Origin of the sequence: Allobosea sp. CRIB-10, assembly GCF_900112185.1 — a bacterium.
Taxonomy (GTDB): domain Bacteria; phylum Pseudomonadota; class Alphaproteobacteria; order Rhizobiales; family Beijerinckiaceae; genus Allobosea.
Map to the genome: position 1 here is coordinate 163056 of NZ_FOKP01000002.1, position 18541 is coordinate 181596.

Annotated in this window: 18 protein-coding genes; 8 read left to right on the top strand and 10 right to left on the bottom strand. The window is 66.8% G+C overall.

The window, feature by feature from the left end:
* Window position 1 precedes the first annotated feature (1 nt).
* From BMZ69_RS03545 to BMZ69_RS32020, 6 genes are all read right to left on the bottom strand, one after another.
* Window positions 2–409, bottom strand: a complete 408-nt coding sequence (locus BMZ69_RS03545) for an arsenate reductase/protein-tyrosine-phosphatase family protein (RefSeq protein ID WP_092155459.1) — start codon at window positions 407–409, stop codon at window positions 2–4.
* A gap of 46 nt (window positions 410–455) precedes the next feature.
* Complete coding sequence (locus tag BMZ69_RS03550) at window positions 456–929, bottom strand: UPF0262 family protein (RefSeq protein WP_092154932.1); 474 nt, start codon at window positions 927–929, stop codon at window positions 456–458.
* 159 nt (window positions 930–1088) lie between these two features.
* Entirely contained in the window at window positions 1089–2381 is a 1293-nt protein-coding gene (gene hisD, locus BMZ69_RS03555; protein WP_092154934.1) for a histidinol dehydrogenase, read from the bottom strand.
* Window positions 2382–2407: 26 nt separating this feature from the next.
* Window positions 2408–2851 carry a DUF2948 family protein gene (locus BMZ69_RS03560; RefSeq protein WP_092154936.1) on the bottom strand — a complete coding sequence of 148 codons (444 nt, stop codon included), beginning with the start codon at window positions 2849–2851 and terminating at the stop codon, window positions 2408–2410.
* 31 nt (window positions 2852–2882) lie between these two features.
* On the bottom strand, window positions 2883–4172 hold the full coding sequence (gene murA, locus BMZ69_RS03565) for a UDP-N-acetylglucosamine 1-carboxyvinyltransferase (protein WP_092154938.1): 1290 nt from the start codon (window positions 4170–4172) through the stop codon (window positions 2883–2885).
* Window positions 4173–4224: 52 nt separating this feature from the next.
* A complete protein-coding gene (locus tag BMZ69_RS32020) occupies window positions 4225–4416 on the bottom strand; it encodes a hypothetical protein (RefSeq protein WP_092154940.1) in 192 nt (63 codons plus the stop codon).
* 480 nt (window positions 4417–4896) lie between these two features.
* On the opposite strand from BMZ69_RS32020, the gene BMZ69_RS03575 reads away from it, so the two are divergent.
* The 4 genes from BMZ69_RS03575 (at window position 4897) to BMZ69_RS03590 (ending at window position 11416) form a co-directional block, all read left to right on the top strand.
* Window positions 4897–5859 (top strand): enoyl-CoA hydratase-related protein, encoded by a 963-nt coding sequence (locus BMZ69_RS03575; RefSeq protein ID WP_092154942.1) that lies wholly within the window; start codon window positions 4897–4899, stop codon window positions 5857–5859.
* Window positions 5860–6036: 177 nt separating this feature from the next.
* Window positions 6037–8388, top strand: coding sequence for a putative bifunctional diguanylate cyclase/phosphodiesterase (locus BMZ69_RS03580; protein ID WP_175506653.1), 2352 nt, complete (start codon window positions 6037–6039; stop codon window positions 8386–8388).
* Between the two features lie 116 nt (window positions 8389–8504).
* Entirely contained in the window at window positions 8505–9950 is a 1446-nt protein-coding gene (locus BMZ69_RS03585) for a dihydrolipoyl dehydrogenase family protein (protein ID WP_092154946.1), read from the top strand.
* Between the two features lie 11 nt (window positions 9951–9961).
* Window positions 9962–11416 carry a sensor histidine kinase gene (locus BMZ69_RS03590; RefSeq protein WP_092154948.1) on the top strand — a complete coding sequence of 485 codons (1455 nt, stop codon included), beginning with the start codon at window positions 9962–9964 and terminating at the stop codon, window positions 11414–11416.
* A gap of 127 nt (window positions 11417–11543) precedes the next feature.
* On the opposite strand, the gene BMZ69_RS03595 is transcribed toward BMZ69_RS03590, so the two are convergent.
* Window positions 11544–12170, bottom strand: coding sequence for a S24 family peptidase (locus BMZ69_RS03595; protein ID WP_092154950.1), 627 nt, complete (start codon window positions 12168–12170; stop codon window positions 11544–11546).
* A 242-nt stretch (window positions 12171–12412) separates the two neighbouring features.
* Here BMZ69_RS03595 and BMZ69_RS03600 point away from each other — a divergent pair, with 242 nt between their 5' ends.
* On the top strand, window positions 12413–12769 hold the full coding sequence (locus BMZ69_RS03600; RefSeq protein WP_092155460.1) for a DUF952 domain-containing protein: 357 nt from the start codon (window positions 12413–12415) through the stop codon (window positions 12767–12769).
* The gene (locus BMZ69_RS03605; RefSeq protein ID WP_092154952.1) at window positions 12766–13854 is read left to right on the top strand and encodes a quinone-dependent dihydroorotate dehydrogenase; all 1089 of its coding nucleotides are present in this window, start codon (window positions 12766–12768) and stop codon (window positions 13852–13854) included. The genes BMZ69_RS03600 and BMZ69_RS03605 overlap by 4 nt, the downstream gene beginning before the upstream one ends.
* A 56-nt stretch (window positions 13855–13910) precedes the next feature.
* Here the strand turns inward: BMZ69_RS03605 and BMZ69_RS03610 are convergent, their stop codons facing one another.
* The 3 genes from BMZ69_RS03610 to BMZ69_RS03620 form a co-directional block, all read right to left on the bottom strand.
* Complete coding sequence (locus BMZ69_RS03610) at window positions 13911–14507, bottom strand: GNAT family N-acetyltransferase (protein ID WP_092154954.1); 597 nt, start codon at window positions 14505–14507, stop codon at window positions 13911–13913.
* A gap of 145 nt (window positions 14508–14652) precedes the next feature.
* Window positions 14653–14925, bottom strand: a complete 273-nt coding sequence (locus BMZ69_RS03615) for a DUF6460 domain-containing protein (protein WP_092154956.1) — start codon at window positions 14923–14925, stop codon at window positions 14653–14655.
* 229 nt (window positions 14926–15154) lie between these two features.
* The gene (locus tag BMZ69_RS03620) at window positions 15155–15835 is read right to left on the bottom strand and encodes a response regulator (protein ID WP_092154958.1); all 681 of its coding nucleotides are present in this window, start codon (window positions 15833–15835) and stop codon (window positions 15155–15157) included.
* Window positions 15836–16129: 294 nt separating this feature from the next.
* On the opposite strand from BMZ69_RS03620, the gene BMZ69_RS03625 reads away from it, so the two are divergent.
* Window positions 16130–16387, top strand: a complete 258-nt coding sequence (locus BMZ69_RS03625) for a DUF4212 domain-containing protein (RefSeq protein ID WP_092154960.1) — start codon at window positions 16130–16132, stop codon at window positions 16385–16387.
* A gap of 13 nt (window positions 16388–16400) precedes the next feature.
* On the top strand, window positions 16401–18386 hold the full coding sequence (locus tag BMZ69_RS03630; RefSeq protein WP_092154962.1) for a sodium:solute symporter family protein: 1986 nt from the start codon (window positions 16401–16403) through the stop codon (window positions 18384–18386).
* Window positions 18387–18541: the final 155 nt, after the last annotated feature.

Genomic DNA, 18541 nt, shown 5'->3' on the forward strand with positions numbered 1-18541 from the left:
GTCAGGACCTCAGCCGTGTCTTGATCCGCTGCATCAGGCCGTCGCGGACGGCGCGATAGGCATCGAGCACCTGCTCGCGCGAGCCCTGGATGATGGTCGGGTCCGGTGTCGGCCAATACTCGACCTCGGCGGCGACGGTGCGGGTGAGTTCGAGCGCCTTGTGGTGTGCCTCCGGCGAAAGCGAGACGATCAGGTCGAAGTTGAGCCCTTCCCACTCCTCCAGCTCCTCGACCGTCTTCGGCTTGTGCTTGTGCGCGTCGATGCCGATCTCGTCGAGGACCGACAGCGCGAAGGGATCGAGCTCGCCCTTGCGCTTGCCGGCGGCGGACTGGACATAGATCGACTTGCCGAAGAAGTGCTTGGCCAGCGCCTCGGCCATGGGCGAACGCACCGCATTGTAGGCGCACATGAACAGCACGCTCTGGAGCTTGCGCGATACGGGCGACTCCAAGCGCTCAGCCCTTCCAGTGCAGCGCGTAGATCAAGGTGAAGAGGCGGCGGGCGGTCTCGTTGTCGATCTCGACCTTGTTCGCCAGCCGCTCGACCAGGAGAACTGCGGCCTCGTCGTGCAGGCCGCGGCGGCCCATGTCGATCGCCTCGATCTGCGCCGGCGTGGCGGTGCGGATGGCGGCGTAGTAGCTGTCGCAGACCAGCTCATAGTCCTTGATGATGCGCTTGAGGGGCGTCAGCGAGAGATGGTGCGTGACGATGGGGGCACCGTCGGCACTCTTCACCTCGAAGGCGAGCCGCCGCTCGACCAAAGCAAGATGGACGGCATAGGGTCCGCCGTCAAAATCCGGCAGGGCGAAGTGGTTGCGCTCGATCAGGTCGTAGATCGCGACGGCGCGCTCATGCTCCTGGTCGGCGCTGCCGCGCCCGAGCGAGGCCTCGTCGAGCGTGACGGCGACCAGATGGTTGCGTTCCGACATGTGCCCTCCGCCAGAGCATGTTCCGCAAAAAGTGGGCACCACTTTTGCGATCGGAACATGCTCAACTTTTTGATTTTGCGCGAATTCTTTTCGATTGACCGATACCGGTCAATCGGAAAGCGCGCCAGCAGATGTCGGCGCAGAATCGCCGCCTCGACGTCAGCCGTTGAGTCGGATCGTCACGGAACGCGCATGCGCCTGCAAGCCCTCGGCTTCAGCGAGCTCCGTCGCGGCGCCGGCAAGCGCCCGCAACGACTCGGAATCGCATTTCAGCAGCGAGGTGCGCTTCATGAAATCGGGGACGCCGAGCCCGGAGGAGAAACGGGCCGAGCGGGCAGTCGGCAGGACGTGGTTCGAGCCGCCGACATAGTCGCCGATCGCCTCGGGCGTGTGCCCGCCGAGGAAGATCGCGCCGGCATTGCGGATGCGCGCCGCCAGCCCCTCGGCATCGGCCGCGATGATCTCGAGATGCTCCGGCGCCAGCCGATCGACCAGCGGGATCGCCTGATCGAGCGCCTCGACGAGGATGACCGCGCCGAACTCGCGCCAGCTTGCCCCGGCGATCTCGGCGCGCGGCAAGGTCTTGAGCTGGCCTTCGACCGCGCGCTCGACCGCATCGGCGAGCGCGGCGTCGTCGGTGATCAGGATCGACTGGGCGGCGGTGTCATGCTCGGCCTGGGCGAGCAGGTCGGCGGCGATCCAGTCGGGATTGGCGCCCGCATCGGCCAGGACCAGCACCTCGGAGGGGCCGGCGATCATGTCGATGCCGACCGTGCCGAAGACACGGCGCTTGGCGGCGGCGACATAGGCGTTGCCGGGGCCGACGATCTTGGCGACCGGCGCGATCGTCTGCGTGCCATGGGCCAGCGCGGCGACGGCCTGCGCCCCGCCGACCTTGTAGATCTCGTCGATGCCGGCGAGCTTCGCCGCGGCGAGCACCAGCGGATTGCCCTCGCCACGCGGCGTCGGCGCGACCATGACGAGGCGATCCACGCCGGCGACCTTGGCCGGCACCGCATTCATCAGCACCGAAGAGGGATAACTCGCCGTGCCGCCGGGCACATAGAGCCCGACCGCCTCGACCGCGCTCCAGCGCCAGCCGCTCTCGACACCCAGCGCATCGCGCGACCAGGAATCGGCCGGCTTCTGGCGCAGGTGATAAGCCTCGATCCGCGCGCGCGCCGTCTCGAGCGCGGCGAGCTGCTCGCGCGTGCAGGCGGCTACCGCCGCCTCTATCTCGCGGTCGGTGACACGAAGCGTCTGCGGTGTCAGTGCGAGCTTGTCGAAGCGCTCCGTGTAATCGATCAGCGCGGCATCGCCGCGGGCGCGGACATCGGCGATGATCGCGGCGGCAACCTGGTCGACGTCCTCGGAGACCTCGCGCTTCATCGCGAGCAGAGCGGAAAACTTCCGCTCGAAACCGGCGTCGCGTGCGTCAAGCCTGATCGGCATGGCAAATATCCTGACCGGAAGAGGGTTCAGCCGGCGTCCGGGTGAGCGGGCGTCGCCACGGCCTCCCAGATCGGACCGAGATCCTTCATCTGCGCCTCGATGCATTCGACATCGAGGCGGATGGCGGCGCCATCCGAGAAATGCAGGGTCACTTGCCCCGCCGGATCGTCGCTTTGCCCGGAGAAGGTGACGGCGAGCAGGCTGAGCACGGCGTCGCCCGCCGCGACCTTGGTGCTGCGCGCCGCCGTGACGCGCTCGAAATGCAGGGCAGAGAGCCGGCGGCGCTTCTGGCCTTGCGCCGCGCCTTCCCAGTCGAAGCGGCGCAGTGCCAGAGCGAAGCGCTTCTCGGAGGGCAGATAGGCGATGTCGCCGCGCTTCAGGACGGCGTCCTGCAGATGCGCCGAGATCACCGACAGATCGTCGGCGTCCAGGGCGATCAGCTTCAGCGGGTCGGCGGCGGGATCGGACATGCGCCTTATCTGGCGGGGGCAGTGCCTTGCGTCAACCGCTGATGCGCTCGACCTGCGCGCCGCAACGGCCGAGCTTGGCCTCCAGCGCCTCGAAACCGCGGTCGAGATGGTAGACGCGGTTGATCATCGTCTCGCCCTCGGCGACGAGGCCGCCGATGACCAGCGAGACCGAGGCGCGCAGATCGGTCGCCATCACCGGCGCGCCGGTGAGCTTCTCGACGCCGTCGACATAGGCGGCATCGCCGTCGAGCCGGATCTTGGCGCCGAGCCGGGCGAGCTCCTGCACATGCATGAAGCGGTTCTCGAAAATGGTCTCGCGGATGCGCGAGGTGCCCTTGGCCCTGGTCATCAGCGCCATCAACTGGGCCTGGAGATCGGTCGGAAAGCCCGGGAACGGATCGGTGGTGACGTCGACCGGCTCCAGCGCCGCGCCGTTGCGGCGGACGCGGACGCCCTCATTGGTCTCGGTGACCTCGACCCCGGCCTGGCTGATCACGTCCAGCGCCGCCTGCAGCAGGTCGGCGCGGGCGCCTTCGAGCAGCACGTCGCCGCCGGTCATCGCCACCGCCATGGCATAGGTGCCGGTCTCGATCCGGTCCGGCAGGACGGCATGGTGCGCCCCGCCGAGGCGCGAGACGCCGCGGATGGTGATGGTGGAGGTGCCGGCGCCTTCGATCTTGGCGCCCATCTTCTCCAGGCAGGCGGCGAGGTCGACCACCTCAGGCTCGCGCGCAGCGTTCTCGATCACCGTGGTGCCGTCGGCGAGGACAGCGGCCATCAGCGCGGTATGGGTGCCGCCGACCGTGACCTTCGGGAAGACGATCTCGGCGCCCTTCAGCCCCTTCGGCGCGCGGGCCAGCGCATAGCCGCCCTCGATGGTGATGGTGGCGCCGAGGCGCTCCAGCGCCATCAGCAGGAGATCGACCGGGCGGGTGCCGATGGCGCAGCCGCCGGGCAGCGAGACCTTGGCCTCGCCCATGCGGGCCAGGATCGGCGCGATCACCCAGAAGCTCGCGCGCATGGTCGAGACCAGCTCGTAAGGCGCGCAGGTGTCGACGATCTGGCGGGCGGTCAGCGCCACCGTCTGTCCGGTCTCGGCGCTCTGGCCGATGCGCTTGCCGGCGACCGAGCGGTCGACGCCGTGATTGGAGAGGATGCGCGAGAGCGCGCTGACATCGGAGAGGCGCGGGACGTTGGTGAGCGTCAGCGTCTCGTCGGTGAGGAGGCTGGCGATCATCAGCGGCAGTGCCGCGTTCTTCGCGCCTGAGATCGGGATCACGCCATTGAGGCGCTGGCCGCCGGTGATGCGGATACGGTCCATCGGGCTCGTCCTGCAGGACGGCCGGCAGAAAGGCCGGCCGGAAAAGGGGGGATCAGGACCGGGGAGTGTCGGCCTGGGTGGGCGGTAGCGTGTCCTCGGCCGTCGTTTCCGAGGCACGCCTGGCCCTTGCCTGCGCCTTGCGGCGCTTCAGATTTTCGCGGAGGGCGGCGGCGAGGCGCGCCCTTCTCTCATCTTCGGCTTCGGTCTGGCGGCTCAAAGCGTCAGCTCGTCGAAATGTCCGCAACCCTGAGGCGGCGGCGTTGGTTCATGGTTAGCCGCTCAACCCGGCCCGGACAAGACCGGGGCGACGGCACGACATTCCTTGCACGATCGATTGCGGCACAACTGCGGCGCGGCCGGTCTCCGGATGGAACAGCCCTGCCCCAAGGCGGCCAGCAGCCGCGCCAGCCCACACGACCGACTTATCGCGCCGCTCCGGCCGAGACGGGCTGCAAGGCTCTGCCGCGATTGGTAAAATTTTTATTATCTCGGCAACCCTGACCGACGAGTGATATGCTGGCACGCCCATTGCGTGCATAGACGGCAACGATAGCGGCGACAGCAGGACAACCGATGGCTGCGTTCTCAGACCATGAGCCGACTTAGGCATTAACGGACAAAGTTTAACGAAATTAACCATTTCCGGCAGTTTGCGTTTACAGATTATTAACTTTCTCTACCCTCGGCGGCGTCGAGGGGTGCGAGACGAGGCGGAGACGAGACGATGTTTCAGAGCTATGCACCGACGGCGGGTGGCCAGACCGCTGCCGAGCTCGCCGATGGAGAGGTGATCGAGGCGATCCGCCATCACGCCGGCTTCCTGCCGGAGGTTCAGCTCGCCTATGAGGAGGAGCTGCGTCTGCTCTGGGTCACCATCAAGCCGGAGCTGAAGCCGGTCTTCACGCTGCAGCTGCTCGAGAGTCTCGGCAAGGTGCAGCAGGCGATCATCGACCTCTGGGGAGCGCCCGAGCAGTACCACAGCGCGCCGGTGCGCTTCCTCGCCTTCCGCGGCACGGGGCCGTTCTTCACCCTCGGCGGCGATCTCGACTTCTACCTCGATTGTCTCGCCAAGAACGATCGTCCGGCCCTGGCTGAGTATGCCCGGCTCTCGGTCGAGGACGCCTTGCGCAATGCCAGCGGCCTCAACGGCATGGCCGTCACCCTGTCGACGATCCACGCCAAGGCGATCGGCGGCGGCATCGACGCGCCGCGCTCATGCAACATCATGATCGCCGAGGAACAGGCCTCGTTCGTCTACCCCGAGATCAAGTTCAACCATTTCCCGATCACGGCCGTCGGGCTGCTGTCGCGCCGCATGGGTCCGCGCGCCGCCGAGCACATGCTGCAATCCGGCGAGGAGATGAGCGCCGCCGAGTTCCTGGCCGCGGGCGGGCTGGAAGCGGTCGTTCCGACCGGCACCGGCGAGGACTGGATCCGCAAATACGCGTCCGACTCGCTGCCGATCCACGCAGCCCGCACCGCCCTGTTCTCGGCCTTCAACCGCCGCGCCGGCAATCTGCGCGAGGAGCTCGACTATCTCGGCCAGCTCTGGACCGACTGCATGCTGCGCCTGCACCCGAGCGCGATCTCGAAGCTGCAGCGCATCGCCCAGACCCAGGACCGCATGCTGGCGCGCGTGTACCAGCGCAGCCCCGAAGAGGCCTTCGCCAGTGCCGGCGCGGCCTGAATGAACCGTCAAATGGAGTCGCACGATCGGCATTCGCGCCGATCGTGCGACTCCGCCGTGTAACTCTCATGAAACTTTTACCTTTCCCTCTTATAGCCGTTAGGTGATGCGGCACAGGATGGGCTCGTTCACCCGCCTCTCCCGAGACCGTCAAAAAGGCAGGAGTGGATGGCGGGAGTGCCGAACCGGTTGCATAGCGCCAGCGCCGACAGAGCGATCGCAGAGCAGCCGGCCGGACACGAAGGCCGGAGCGCGGTTGATCTCGCCGATTATCGCCTGCTCGTCTCTTCCCTGTTCTCCTCGCCCGGCTCGATCATCCCGGGCGGGATCGCCGGCATCCTGACGCCTTTCCTGTGCTGGGTCGCGACCCGGGCCGAGCTGTTCATGGTTCTGACGATCTGCGTCGCGCTCGTCGTCGTCATGCGGATCATCACGGTCGTCCGGTATCGCAGGCTCGACCATTCCGAGGATACACTCGCCCAGACCGAGCGCTGGGACCGCGAATATTTCTTCGGCGCCACCGTGTTCAGCGCGGTGCTCGGTTTCAGCTGCTATGCGGCGCTGGCCTGGACGGACGATGCCGCCGCCCACATCACCTCGGTCTCGTCGACGATCGCGCTCGCCTCCGGCTATGTCGCGCGCAATGCCGGGCGGCCGAAATTCGTCGCCGTTCAGCTTCTGACCTTCTGCGTGCCGATGGCGATCGGCCTGATCCAGGCGCACAACCCCTATTACCAGTATATCGGCTATTTTGCCTTCCTCTATGTCGTCGCCAACATCGCGATCACCAACTCGCTGCATCGCAACCTGCTGGCGTTGAGCGACGCCACCAAGCAATCCAAGGCGCTGGCGACGGCGCTGCGCTCGCAGAACCTGACGCTCGACGCCGCGCTCAACACGATGATCCACGGGCTGGCGATGTTCGACCGCAAGCTCGACCTCGCGGTCTCGAACGCGCCGCACGCCGCGCTCTACGGCATTCCGGAGACGCTTGCTTTGCCCGGCACGCCGATCAGCGCGATCGCGCGTTTCCTGGTCGAGCGGCAAGTGATGAACCCCGAGCAGGTGCGCGACATCAAGGCGGCCCTCGATGGTGTCCAGGCGACGCAGCAGGCGGCCGTCTACGAATTGCAGTCGCGCAACGGCCGGATGCTCGTCGTCACCATCGCGCCCGCGGCCGAAGGCGGCGTGCTGATGCTGACCGAGGACGCGACCGAGCGGAAGGCGACCGAAGCGCGGATCGAGCAGATGGCGCGCTTCGACGAACTGACCGGGCTCGCGAACCGCTTCGAGTTCAACACGCAGCTCGCCGACGCCTTCCGGCGGCAGGAGCGCACCGGCGAGACCTTCGCGCTGCTCTATATCGACCTAGACGGCTTCAAACAGGTCAACGACAATCTCGGTCACGACATCGGCGACCGCGTGCTGATCCAGACGGCGGCGCGCCTGAAGAGTGCGATCCGCCACAACGACCTGCTGGCGCGCTTCGGCGGCGACGAATTCGTGCTGATCCTGCCGGCGACCGATGTCGCGACGGTCCGGATGATCGCGCAGCGCATGATCGAGGCGATGGACCGCGCTTTCGAGCTCGAGACCAAGACCGTCTATGTCACCGCCAGCATCGGCATCGCGCTCGCGCCGACAGACGGCGCGACGCCGGCCGACCTGCTGCGCCATGCCGACACGGCGCTCTACAAGGCCAAGGGCGCCGGCCGCAACACCGCGACCTTCTTCGACCCGGCCATGGCCGAGGAGATGCTCGAACGCCACGAGATCGAGGTCGATCTGCGCCAGGCGACCACCGAAGGCGCGCTGGAACTGTACTACCAGCCGATCATCGACCTGCGCACGCAGGAGATCGTGACGCGCGAGGCGCTGATGCGCTGGCGCCACCCGACGCGCGGCATGGTGCCGCCCGGCGTCTTCATCCCGATCGCCGAGCAATCCGGCCTGATCGCCGGGATGGGCGACTGGGCCATCCGCCAGGCCTGCCGCGACGCGGCGAAATGGCCCGGCGGAATCGGCGTTTCCGTCAACATCTCGCCGCTGCAGTTCCGCGAGCCGGGGCGGATCGTCGAGACCGTCAAGAACGCGCTGCTGCTCGCCCATCTCGCGCCGGGCCGCCTGACGCTCGAAGTGACGGAATCGCTGCTGATCGAGGACAACAAGACGACGCTCGAGGTGATCAACGAATTGCGCGCGATCGGCGTCAAGTTCGCACTCGACGATTTCGGGACGGGCTATTCCTCGCTCGCCTATCTCTCGACCTACCCGTTCTCGCAGGTGAAGATCGACCAGAGCTTCAGCCGCGACGTCAACAGCGACGAGGCCTCCAAAGCGGTGATCGAGGCGGTCTGCCAGCTCGCCCGGAGGCTGTCGATGAACGTCGTCGTCGAGGGAATCGAGACCGAGGCGCAGCGCATGGCGGTGCAACTCCTCGGCGCACAGCGGGCCCAGGGCTATCTGTTCGGCCGGCCGCAACCTGTGTCGGAGTTCAGCAAGGGCGACGAGCCGCGCAAGATCGCCTGAGGGCGAACTCCCTCTTGTCGGCCTCGGCTCCTTCCAGCCTACTATCGTCTCAGCGAACTTGATTCCGCCGCAACGGCAACGCATCTGCACGAGCGAGACAGCCACGGAGATGCGGCGTGAGCGAAACCGCCAGCCCAGCAGCCAGCAAGGAGCCGCTGACGCCGGATATCTGCGTCATCGGCGATGGCCCGGGTGGGCTCGCGGTCGCGACCGCCGCCGCGCTGTTCGGCGTCCGCACGGTGCTGATCAGGCAAGGCGGCGGCGCCTATCCGCTGAATGAAGGCGCGCGCGGCCAGGCCTTGCGTGCCGTCGCCGCTCAGGCGCGACTGATCGCCGGCGCCGCGGCCTTCGGCACCGTACCGGATACGAGCCAGATCGATTTCGGGCGCGTGCGAGCTCATCTCGACCAGGTTGCGGCTCGCTCGGCCGTGAACGACTCGGATGAGCGCTTGGCGGCCCTGGGTGTCCTCGTGCTCAAGGGCGATGCGCGTTTCCAGAACCGCCATCAGATCGTCGTCGGCGAGACGGTGATCAAGGCGCGACGCTTCGTCGTCGCGACCGGATCATTGCCGACGATGCCTGACATTCCGGGCCTCGCCGACCTGCCCTGCCTGACCGAGGACGGCATCTTCGAGCTGGCGAAACGGCCGGAGCGACTGATTGTGCTCGGAGGCACGGCAACGGCAGTCGAACTGGCGCAGGCGATGCGTGCACTCGGCTGCGAGGTCGCACTGATCGCGCGGGAAGGCCTCTTGCCCGACGAGGACCCGGAAGCGGTCGGGGTGCTCCGGCGCAGCCTGCTCGGCGAAGGCGTGACCTTGCATGAAGGCCGGCCGATCCTGCGCGCCGAGAGCCATCGGCAGCGGCCTCGCCTCGTGCTCGACGGCGAGATCAGGATCGACGGCACGCATCTCCTGGTCGCGAATGGGCGCCGGCCGAATGTTTCAGGCCTCGAGCTCGATCTCGCCGGGGTCCGCAGCGACGAGGCCGGCATCATCGTCGACGCCTCGCTGCGCAGCGCCAATCGCAGCATCTACGCCATCGGCGCATGCGCCGGCGGCGCGGCCGCCGGACCGGCATCGAGCCATGCCGCTCAGCATCAGGCCGGGCTGGTGCTGCGCAACGCCCTGTTCCGCCAGCCGGTCCGCTTCAGGCGCGAGCTGGTGCCGCGCACCGTCCATGCCAGTCCAGAACTGGCATGCGTCGGCCTGAACGAGGCGCAGGCGCGCGCGCAAAGCGAGATCCGGGTGCTGCGCTTTCCCTATGCCGAGAGCGCACGTGCCCAGGCCGAGCGGCAGAGCGAAGGGCTGATCAAGCTGATGACTGACCGCAAGGGCGGCATCCTCGGCGTCGTCATCGCCGGGGCTCAGGCGGCCGAACTGATCGTGCCCTGGGGTCTTTCCGTGCAGAAGCGGATGAATGTCAGGGAGATGGCCGGGCTGATCGCGCCATTCCAGAGCCTGTCGGAGCTGTCGCAGAAAGCGGCGCTCTCGTTCCAGGCGCCGCTCGCGGCCAAGCCCGGCATTCGCCGCCTCATCGGCTTCCTGCGCCGTTTCGGATAGACTGGCTGTCGATGTCAGTGAGACGGTTCGATCCCAATACCCTGTCGATCAGCGTCGCGCGCGGACCGACCCAGCTCGGCCTGTCGGCGAAGCTCCTGGTCCTGACCATCCTGTTCGTGATGCTGGCCGAGGTGCTGATCTACCTGCCCTCGGTCGCGAACTTCCGGCGCAACTGGTTGAACGATCGCCTTGCAGCGGCGCAGATCGCCGTGCTGGTCCTCGAGGGCTCGCCGGCCGAGGGCTTGCCGGAAGGCAGCGAGGAGCGGCTGCTGGCCGGCGTCGGCGCCTCGGCCATCGCCGCGCGCGTCGGCGGCGCGCGCCGCCTGCTCAGCCTCGATTCGATGCCGCACGAGGTCGCCAGGACCGTAGACCTGCGCGATCAGAGCTGGATGCAGTCGATCGTCGAATCGGTGGCGACTTTGGTCAGCCCCTCGCATGAGATGCCGATCCGCGTCGTCGGGCAGGCGGTCGGCGCCGCCGACTTCGTCGAGATCGTCATCGACGAACGGCCGCTGCGCCGCGCCATGCTGAAATTCTCGGTCAACCTGACGCTGGTCACGCTGGTCATTTCGATCCTGACGGCGGGGCTGGTCTATCTCTCGCTGAACTGGCTGATCGTGCAGCCGATCCGGCACCTCGCCGCCAATGTGATGGAATTCGAGCACGATCCGGAGAATCCGCGCCGGATCATCGAACCGACGCAGCGCGTCGACGAGATCGGCGAGGCGCAGCGCGCACTGGCGCGCATGCAGGCGACGCTGGCCGACGACCTCAGAGCCAAGAAGCACCTCGCAGAGCTTGGCCTCGCCGTCAGCAAGATCAACCACGACCTGCGCAACATGCTGGCCGCGGCTCAATTGATGTCCGATCGTTTGACCGAGACACGCGATCCAAAGATCCGGCGCTTCGCGCCGCGCCTGATCGCGACGCTGGGACGCGCCATCGATTTCTGCCAGGCGACGCTGGCCTATGGCCGGGCAGCCGAGGCGACGCCATCCTTGCGCGACGTAGCGCTGCGCCAGCTCGTCGCCGAGCAGGCCGAGTTGCTCGGCCTCGGCGAGAACGGCGCGATTCATTTCGCCAACGAGGTGCCGGCCGAGGTCATCGCTCCCTGCGATCCCGACCAGATGGCGCGCGTGCTCTCCAATCTGATGCGCAATGCGATCCAGGCGCTCGACGGCCTCAGCGAGGCCGGCGAACGGATGCCGATGCTCAGAATCAGCGCCGGCCGGCGCCATGAGGAGATCGTCCTGCGTATCGCCGACAACGGTCCGGGCGTGCCGCCGCGCGCGCGCGAGAACCTGTTCCAGGCCTTTCGTGGCTCGGTCAATCCCGGCGGCACCGGCCTCGGACTTGCCATCGCCGCCGAGCTGGTGCGCCTGCATGGCGGGATGATCGCGCTCGAACCGTCCGAGGTCGGCGCGGTGTTCACGGTGTCGCTGCCGGCGCAGCGCATGGCGGCGTAACGTCTCACAGCCCTCAGCCTGCGTCTCGAAGGAGGCTCCAGATGGTTCCGGAGACTCCACGAACATCGTTCGAGACGCCGCTTTGCGGCTCCTCAGGATGCGGGCTGTTGATGGTCGGGCCGATACTCTACTGGCTCGCCCAGATCACCCGCGCCATGAAGGCGATCTCGGACAGCGCCAGCACCCGATCGGCATGCTCGGGATTGAGTGAGGCGAGCTCGACCGTCTTGGCCGTCTGGCGCCTGAGCTGCTTGGCCAGCACCTCCCCCTCGACTGTCTTGACCACGACGCGATCGCCGCGGCGGATCGCAGCGCCGGGCGAGACGATGATGGTGTCGCCGTCGCGATAGAGCGGCAGCATCGAATCACCGGCGATCTCGAGCGCATAGGCCTTCTCGTCCTGCAGGCCGGGAAAGGCCACCTCGTCCCAGCCGGAGCCGGCCGGGAAGCCGCCATCGTCGAAGAAGCCGCCGGAGCCCGCCTGGGCGAAGCCGATCACCGGAATCGTGTGCGCCGGCGGTGCGCCGCGGCGGACGACGTTCATGAACTCGTCGAAGGAGGCGCCCGTCGCAGAGAGGATCTTGGCGATCGATTCGGTCGAGGGCCAGCGTTCGCGCCCGTCAGTGCCGACGCGCTTGGAGCGGTTGAAGGTGGTGGCGTCGAGCCCGGCCTTGCGCGCCAGACCCGACGGCGTCAGGCCATAGCGCTGGGCGAGCGTGTCGATCGCGCTCCAGATCTGATCATGGGACAGCATCGCGGGGAGGCCTCGATCCTGGTGGTGCCGACAGGGCGCAAAGCGGGGATAGAAATAGGAAATATCCCCTATTCGATAAGAATTCAATCTGTTTCATACGTGCCCCATCCCGAGTCGTCCCGGCCGGAGCGCAGGGAGACCCGGAAGGACCATGACCGCAGCCAAACAGAAAATCGGGGACCGGCCCGGTGCGGCACGCTTTCCCCTTTTGCCGACGCCCGTCAGGCGATATGTCCGGCGCCATGCCGCTCGTCTACAAGATCTGTCCTGAAGCGCTCTGGCGCGAAGCCGAGGCCAACGGCCTCTTCCAGGGAGCGCCGGTCGACCTCGCCGACGGCTTCATCCATTTCTCGACCGGCGCGCAGGTCCGCGAGACCGCTGCTCGGCATTTCGCCGGCCAGGATGGGCTGCTGCTGATCGCCATCGACGATGCAGCCCTCGGCGAGGCCCTGCGCTACGAGCCGTCGCGCGGCGGGACGCTGTTTCCGCATCTCTACGCCACGCTCGACCCGAAGCAGGCGCGCTGGATCGCGCCGCTGCCGCTGGCCGAGAACGGCCATGTCTTTCCAGAGGATATCTTGCCGGAGGATGTCGCGTGATCGGAGCGCTGTTCGGCCTGGCCCGGCCCCTGATCCACAAGCTCGACGCCGAGCAGGCCCACCGGCTGACGATCGCGGCGCTGGCCGCCGCGCCCCCGCTGCGGCCGGCGGCCGATGCGCCCTCGCTGGCGGTCGAGGCCTTCGGCCTGCGCTTTGCCAATCCGGTCGGCCTCGCCGCCGGCTTCGACAAGAATGCCGAGGCGGTCGACGGCGCGCTCGGGCTCGGCTTCGGCTTCGTCGAGATCGGCGGAGTGACGCCGCTGCCGCAGCCGGGCAATCCGCGCCCGCGTGTCTTCCGCCTGCCGGAAGACGAGGCGGTGATCAATCGCTACGGCCTCAACAGCGAGGGCATGGAGGCGGTCGCGGCGCGGCTGGCCGCCCGCCGTAAGAAGGGCGGCATCGTCGGCGTCAACCTCGGCGCCAACAAGGACTCGGCCGACCGCAGCGCCGATTATGCGGTGCTGGCGGGAAGGCTCGCCCCGCTCGCCGATTTCCTCACCGTCAACGTCTCCTCGCCGAACACGCCGGGCTTGCGTGACCTGCAGGCCGAGAGCGCTCTCGACGACCTGATCGCGCGCACCCTCGCCGCCCGCGACGAGGCTTCCGCCGGGGCTAAGCCGACGCCGGTGCTGATCAAGATCGCGCCGGACCTCACCATGCCCGAGCTCGATGGGATGATTTCGGTCGCGCGGCGTCGCAAGGTCGACGGCATGATCGTCTCGAACACGACGATCGCACGACCCGACAGCCTGCGCAGCGCGAGCAGAGCCGAGACCGGCGGCCTCTCGGGCAAGCCGCTCTTTACGGCCTCGACGCGTATCCTCGCCGAGACCTTCCTGCGGGTGGAGCGCCAATTCCCGCTGATCGGCGTCGGCGGCATCGATTCGGCGCAAACCGCCTTTGCCAAGATCCTGGCCGGGGCGAGCCTGGTGCAGTTCTATTCGGCGATGGTGTTCAAGGGCCCGGGGCTGGTCGGCGAGGTCAAGCGCGGCCTCGACATGCAGGTGCGCAAGGCCGGGCTGCCGCGCCTCGACGCGCTGATCGGACGTGACGCCGAGGCGATCGCACGCGGGCAGATTGGCTGACCGCAGCTTCGGCCGCCTCCGCTATGAGGCGACCGCGCGAGATCGGCGCGCAAGACTCAGTTTCGATCAGACTGCGCCGGACGCAGCATCGGCGTCAGGACCGGCGACGAGCCGTGCTGGATGGTTCCGAGTATTTCGAACCCGTGCCGTTGATAGAGCGGGATATTCCGCGGGTTCGACGATTCCAGATAGGCCGCGACGCCGTCGCGGTCGCAGCGTGCGAGCGCATGGGTCATGAGCGCGTTTCCGATTCCCTGCCCCTGCCGTGCTGGATCGGCGCCGATCAGCGGCAGATACCAATGCGGCACCTCCGGATGATAGCGCGCCATCGAATCGAACACCGCTTCGACATCGGGCAGGATCGCCGGATCGGCGTTTGTCGTGATCAGGCGATCGAGCGCCTCGATATCCGGCTCCACGCCGGGCGGAAGCCACAGCGCAGCACCGCCGAGATCATCGCTGACATAGGCGCTGTCGCTGTCATAGGAAGCGGCGCCGAATGCGCGGATCAGATCGGGCATGACAGCGAGATAGGTCTGCGCCTCCCTCAATGACCAGCGGGCCATCGGATCAGTCGCAAAAGCAAGGCCGATGACCGCGGAAACGGCGCTTTCCTCGCTACGGGTTGCGGAACGGACAGCGATGGACGTCATGGGATGGTCCGTGGTTGCGATCAGCTCGCACGGATATGGGGTCGCTGGCACGCCGGCGCCATGACAGCGCGCGCCTGGCCGCTCAGCACCGAGCCGTCGGGAAACCGGCGAAGGGTCGAAAGCCGACTCCGTTCCTCGCCCATCCCTATCGCTTCGAGGCGAACAAGCGGCTGATCAGCCAGAGCGGCACGACGATCAGAGCGCCGGCGAGCGCCCAGCCGCCGACCTCGCGGACCGCGTCGAAGCCCATATCGGTGAGCGAGCGGACGAAGCGCAGCGCCGAGTCGAAGAGGCCGCGCGGCGACAGGCCGAGAAAGGCCATGGCCGCGCCGACCAGCAGCGAGATGAAGAACAGGCGCACGAGGACGCTGAGGACGGAACCGCCCAGGAAGCGCTCGGTGCCACCGCCATTGGCCATGGAAATCCCCTTCGGATCGACAACGGGACAAAACCCGCTCGCGGTTGAACCTGCGCTGAACGCCGCCGTCAATCAGTAAACGCCAAGTGTCATCAGCCTCGCCCGTCATTCAGGCCGCAGCGAAGCGGAGCGCCGGAATCCATCGTAGGGGGCTGAACTCTACGATGGATTCCGGAGCTGCGCGGCTGCGCCGCTTGTCCGGAATGACGGCTCACCTAGCCGCAAGAACTCAGCTCGTCGCCGAGGCGCCCTGCGCTGCCCAGCCGGCGCCGGCGATCTTGGCGGCGGCGATCACGGCCTGGGTGCGGCTGTCGACATTGAGCTTGGTCAGGATCGCCGAGACATGCGCCTTGACCGTCGCTTCGGAGACGCCGAGCTCATAGGCGATCTGCTTGTTGAGCAGCCCCTCCGACAGCATCATCAGCACGCGCACCTGCTGCGGCGTCAGCGTGGCGAGACGCCGGACCATGTCGGCGGTCTCATGGTCGACCGGGGCGGTGAGATCGACGCCCGGCGGGGTCCAGACGCCGCCATCGAGCACGGCCTGGATCGCCTCGCCCATCTGCGCGACCTCGGCGGTCTTGGGCAGGAAGCCGAGCGCGCCGAACTCGATGCAGCGGCGGATCACGGCCGGATCGTCATTGGCCGAGACGACGATGACCGGGATCTCCGGATAGGAGGCGCGCAGGAAGAGCAGGCCGGAAAAACCCTGCACGCCCGGCATGGACAGATCGAGCAGGATCAGATCGGTGTCGGCGGTCTCAACCAGGGCTTGGCCGAGCGCCTCGAGCGAGCCGACCTCGCTGACCTCCGAGCCAGAGAGCGCATGAGAGACCGCCTGGCGCAGCGCGCCGCGAAAGAGCGGATGATCGTCGGCGATCACGATCCGGGTCGACGGCTGGCGACTCATTGCAGGCGTTCCTCGCATCCTTGCGGTCAGTTTGACCTCGCATGTGCGTGATCTCAAGCACAACCACCTTCGGCGGCGGATATTCAACGCGGTCCTCCGGCGGGATCGCGTGCGCCAACTGCCGGCAAGCTATCGAGGGCTTCTATAGTCCTACGCCTTAAGTCGGCATTCTTTCAGCCAGTGCGCTGCATTAACCTAGGAGCGGGCAGCTGGGGCAGCGGGCGCGATTCGCGACAAAATCCGGCAGTCGCTATAATATAATATAACAAAAATAGCCATGGAGGGAGATTTATCATGAATTCACCCGACGAGAGCAAGCACTGGGATAAAACCAGCCGCCTCATGATCACCATGATGAGTATCTGGTTCTTCTTCGGCTTCGTGATCCATATGTTCGTCAATCAGCTGAATACAATAAAAATATTTGGATTTCCGTTCGGATACTACATGGCAGCCCAAGGCTCCCTGATCGTATTCGTCGCGATGCTGTTCTGGTTCGCCAAAGCCCAGGACAAGATCGACCGCGAATCCGGCTTCGCCGAAGACGAGTGAGGGGAAACCGGTCATGACAGCGCAAGCAACATCCCGAGGCGGGGACTTCACCTCGAACCTCGGCCGCATCTACGGCATCTACACCGGCGGCTTTGCCGCCTTCATCATTCTGGTCGCGATTCTGGAGAGGGCCGGCGTCCCGAACCAGATCCTCGGCTACATGTTCGTCGGCTTCACGGTCCTGGTCTATGCCTTCATCGGCATCGTCTCGCGGACCGTTCAGGTGTCCGAATATTATGTCGCGGGCCGCAAGGTCCCCGCCTTCTACAACGGCATGGCGACCGGCGCCGACTGGATGTCGGGCGCCTCGTTCGTCGGCATGGCGGGCTCGCTCTTCCTGCTTGGCTATGACGGGCTCGCCTTCGTGCTCGGCTGGACCGGCGGCTATGTGCTCGTCGCCGTGCTGGTCGCGCCGTTCCTGCGCAAGTTCGGCGCCTATACCGTCCCCGACTTCCTGGCTGCGCGCTATGGCGGCAACACCGCCCGCATGCTCGGCGTCATGGTCCTGCTCGCCTGCTCCTTCACCTATGTGGTGGCGCAGATCTTCGCGACCGGCCTGATCGCCCAGCGCTTCCTCGGCATGGACTTCGTCGTCGCGGTCTATGTCGGCCTGCTCGGCATCCTGGTCTGCTCGATGCTCGGTGGCATGCGCGCCGTCACCTGGACACAGGTCGCGCAGTACATCGTGCTGATCGTCGCCTATCTCGTGCCGGTGGTGATCCTCTCGGCGAAGAAGTTCGGCCTGCCGATCCCGCAGCTGACCTATGGCTCGGCCATCGCCGAGATCACAGCGCTGGAGCAGAGCTTCGTTGCCAAGGGCCTGGCGACCGAAGCCGTCATGGCGGCCAAGGCGCACACCACGCCGTTCAACAGCTATTCTCCGGCCAACTACTTCGCGCTGATCCTCTGCCTGATGGTCGGCACCGCCTCGCTGCCGCATGTGCTGATGCGCTACTTCACCACGCCGTCGGTGCGCGATGCGCGCATGTCGGTGGCCTGGTCGCTGCTGTTCATCTTCCTGCTCTACTTCACGGCGCCGGCCTATGCGGCGTTCTCGAAGCTCGAGGTCTATTCGACCCTGATCGGCAAGAACGTCGCCGACATGCCTGCCTGGGTGTTCACCTATGGCAAGCTCGGCCTGGTGACGATCTGCGGCAAGGCCGCCGACAGCGTCGCCACCATCACCGCCGCCTGTCAGGCCCTGCCCGGCCACGCCGGCGTGCTGCGCCTCCAGGACTTCGGCATCAACACCGACGTGGTGGTGCTGTCCACGCCGGAGATCGCCGGCCTGCCCTATGTCATCGCCGGACTCGTCGCCGCCGGTGGCCTCGCCGCCGCTCTCTCGACCGCCGACGGGCTCCTGCTCGCCATCGCCAACGCGCTCTCGCACGACATCTACTACAAGATGATCGACAAGAACGCGCCGACGGCACGCCGGCTCATCGTCTCTCGCGTCCTGCTCGTTGTGGTGGCGGTCGCCGCGGCCTGGACGGCCTCCAAGCGGCCGGCCGACATCCTGGCGATGGTCTCCTGGGCATTCTCACTGGCCGCCGCGGGGCTTTTCCCGGCGCTGGTGCTGGGCATCTGGGACAAGCGGACCAACCGTGCCGGCGCGATCGCCGGCATCATCGCCGGCTTCGGCCTCTGCCTGTTCTACCTCGTCGTCACCCGCTACTTCCCGGGTCATGGCGCCGCCTATTTCGGGATGAGCTCGCTGCTCAATCCCGTCACCGGCGCGCCGCTCGTCGATGTCGCCAAGGCGCTGGCCGCGCCGAACGGCATGGAGACCTGGGTGGCGGGCACGCATCCGCTAGCCTCGAAGGTCGGCTGGTTCAACATGAACAACATCTCGTCGGCGATCTTCGGCCTGCCGGTCGGGTTCATCGTGATGTTCGCAGTGTCGCGCCTGACCGCGGCGCCGTCGCAGGAGTTGCAGGACTTCGTCGACAACTGCCGGCGCCCGCGCGGCGGCACGATCATGGAAGAGAAGACCACCTGACCGCGATCGGATCGCTCATCGCTCGCGAGGGGGCGGGACCTTGTCCCGCCCCCTTCTTGTCCACATCGCCAGAGCGGGATGCGAAAAAATGGCGACGGTTCCTCGCATCCTGCTCTAACTCTGTGTGAGAGGCGGCATCCCGCTCTCATCGCATC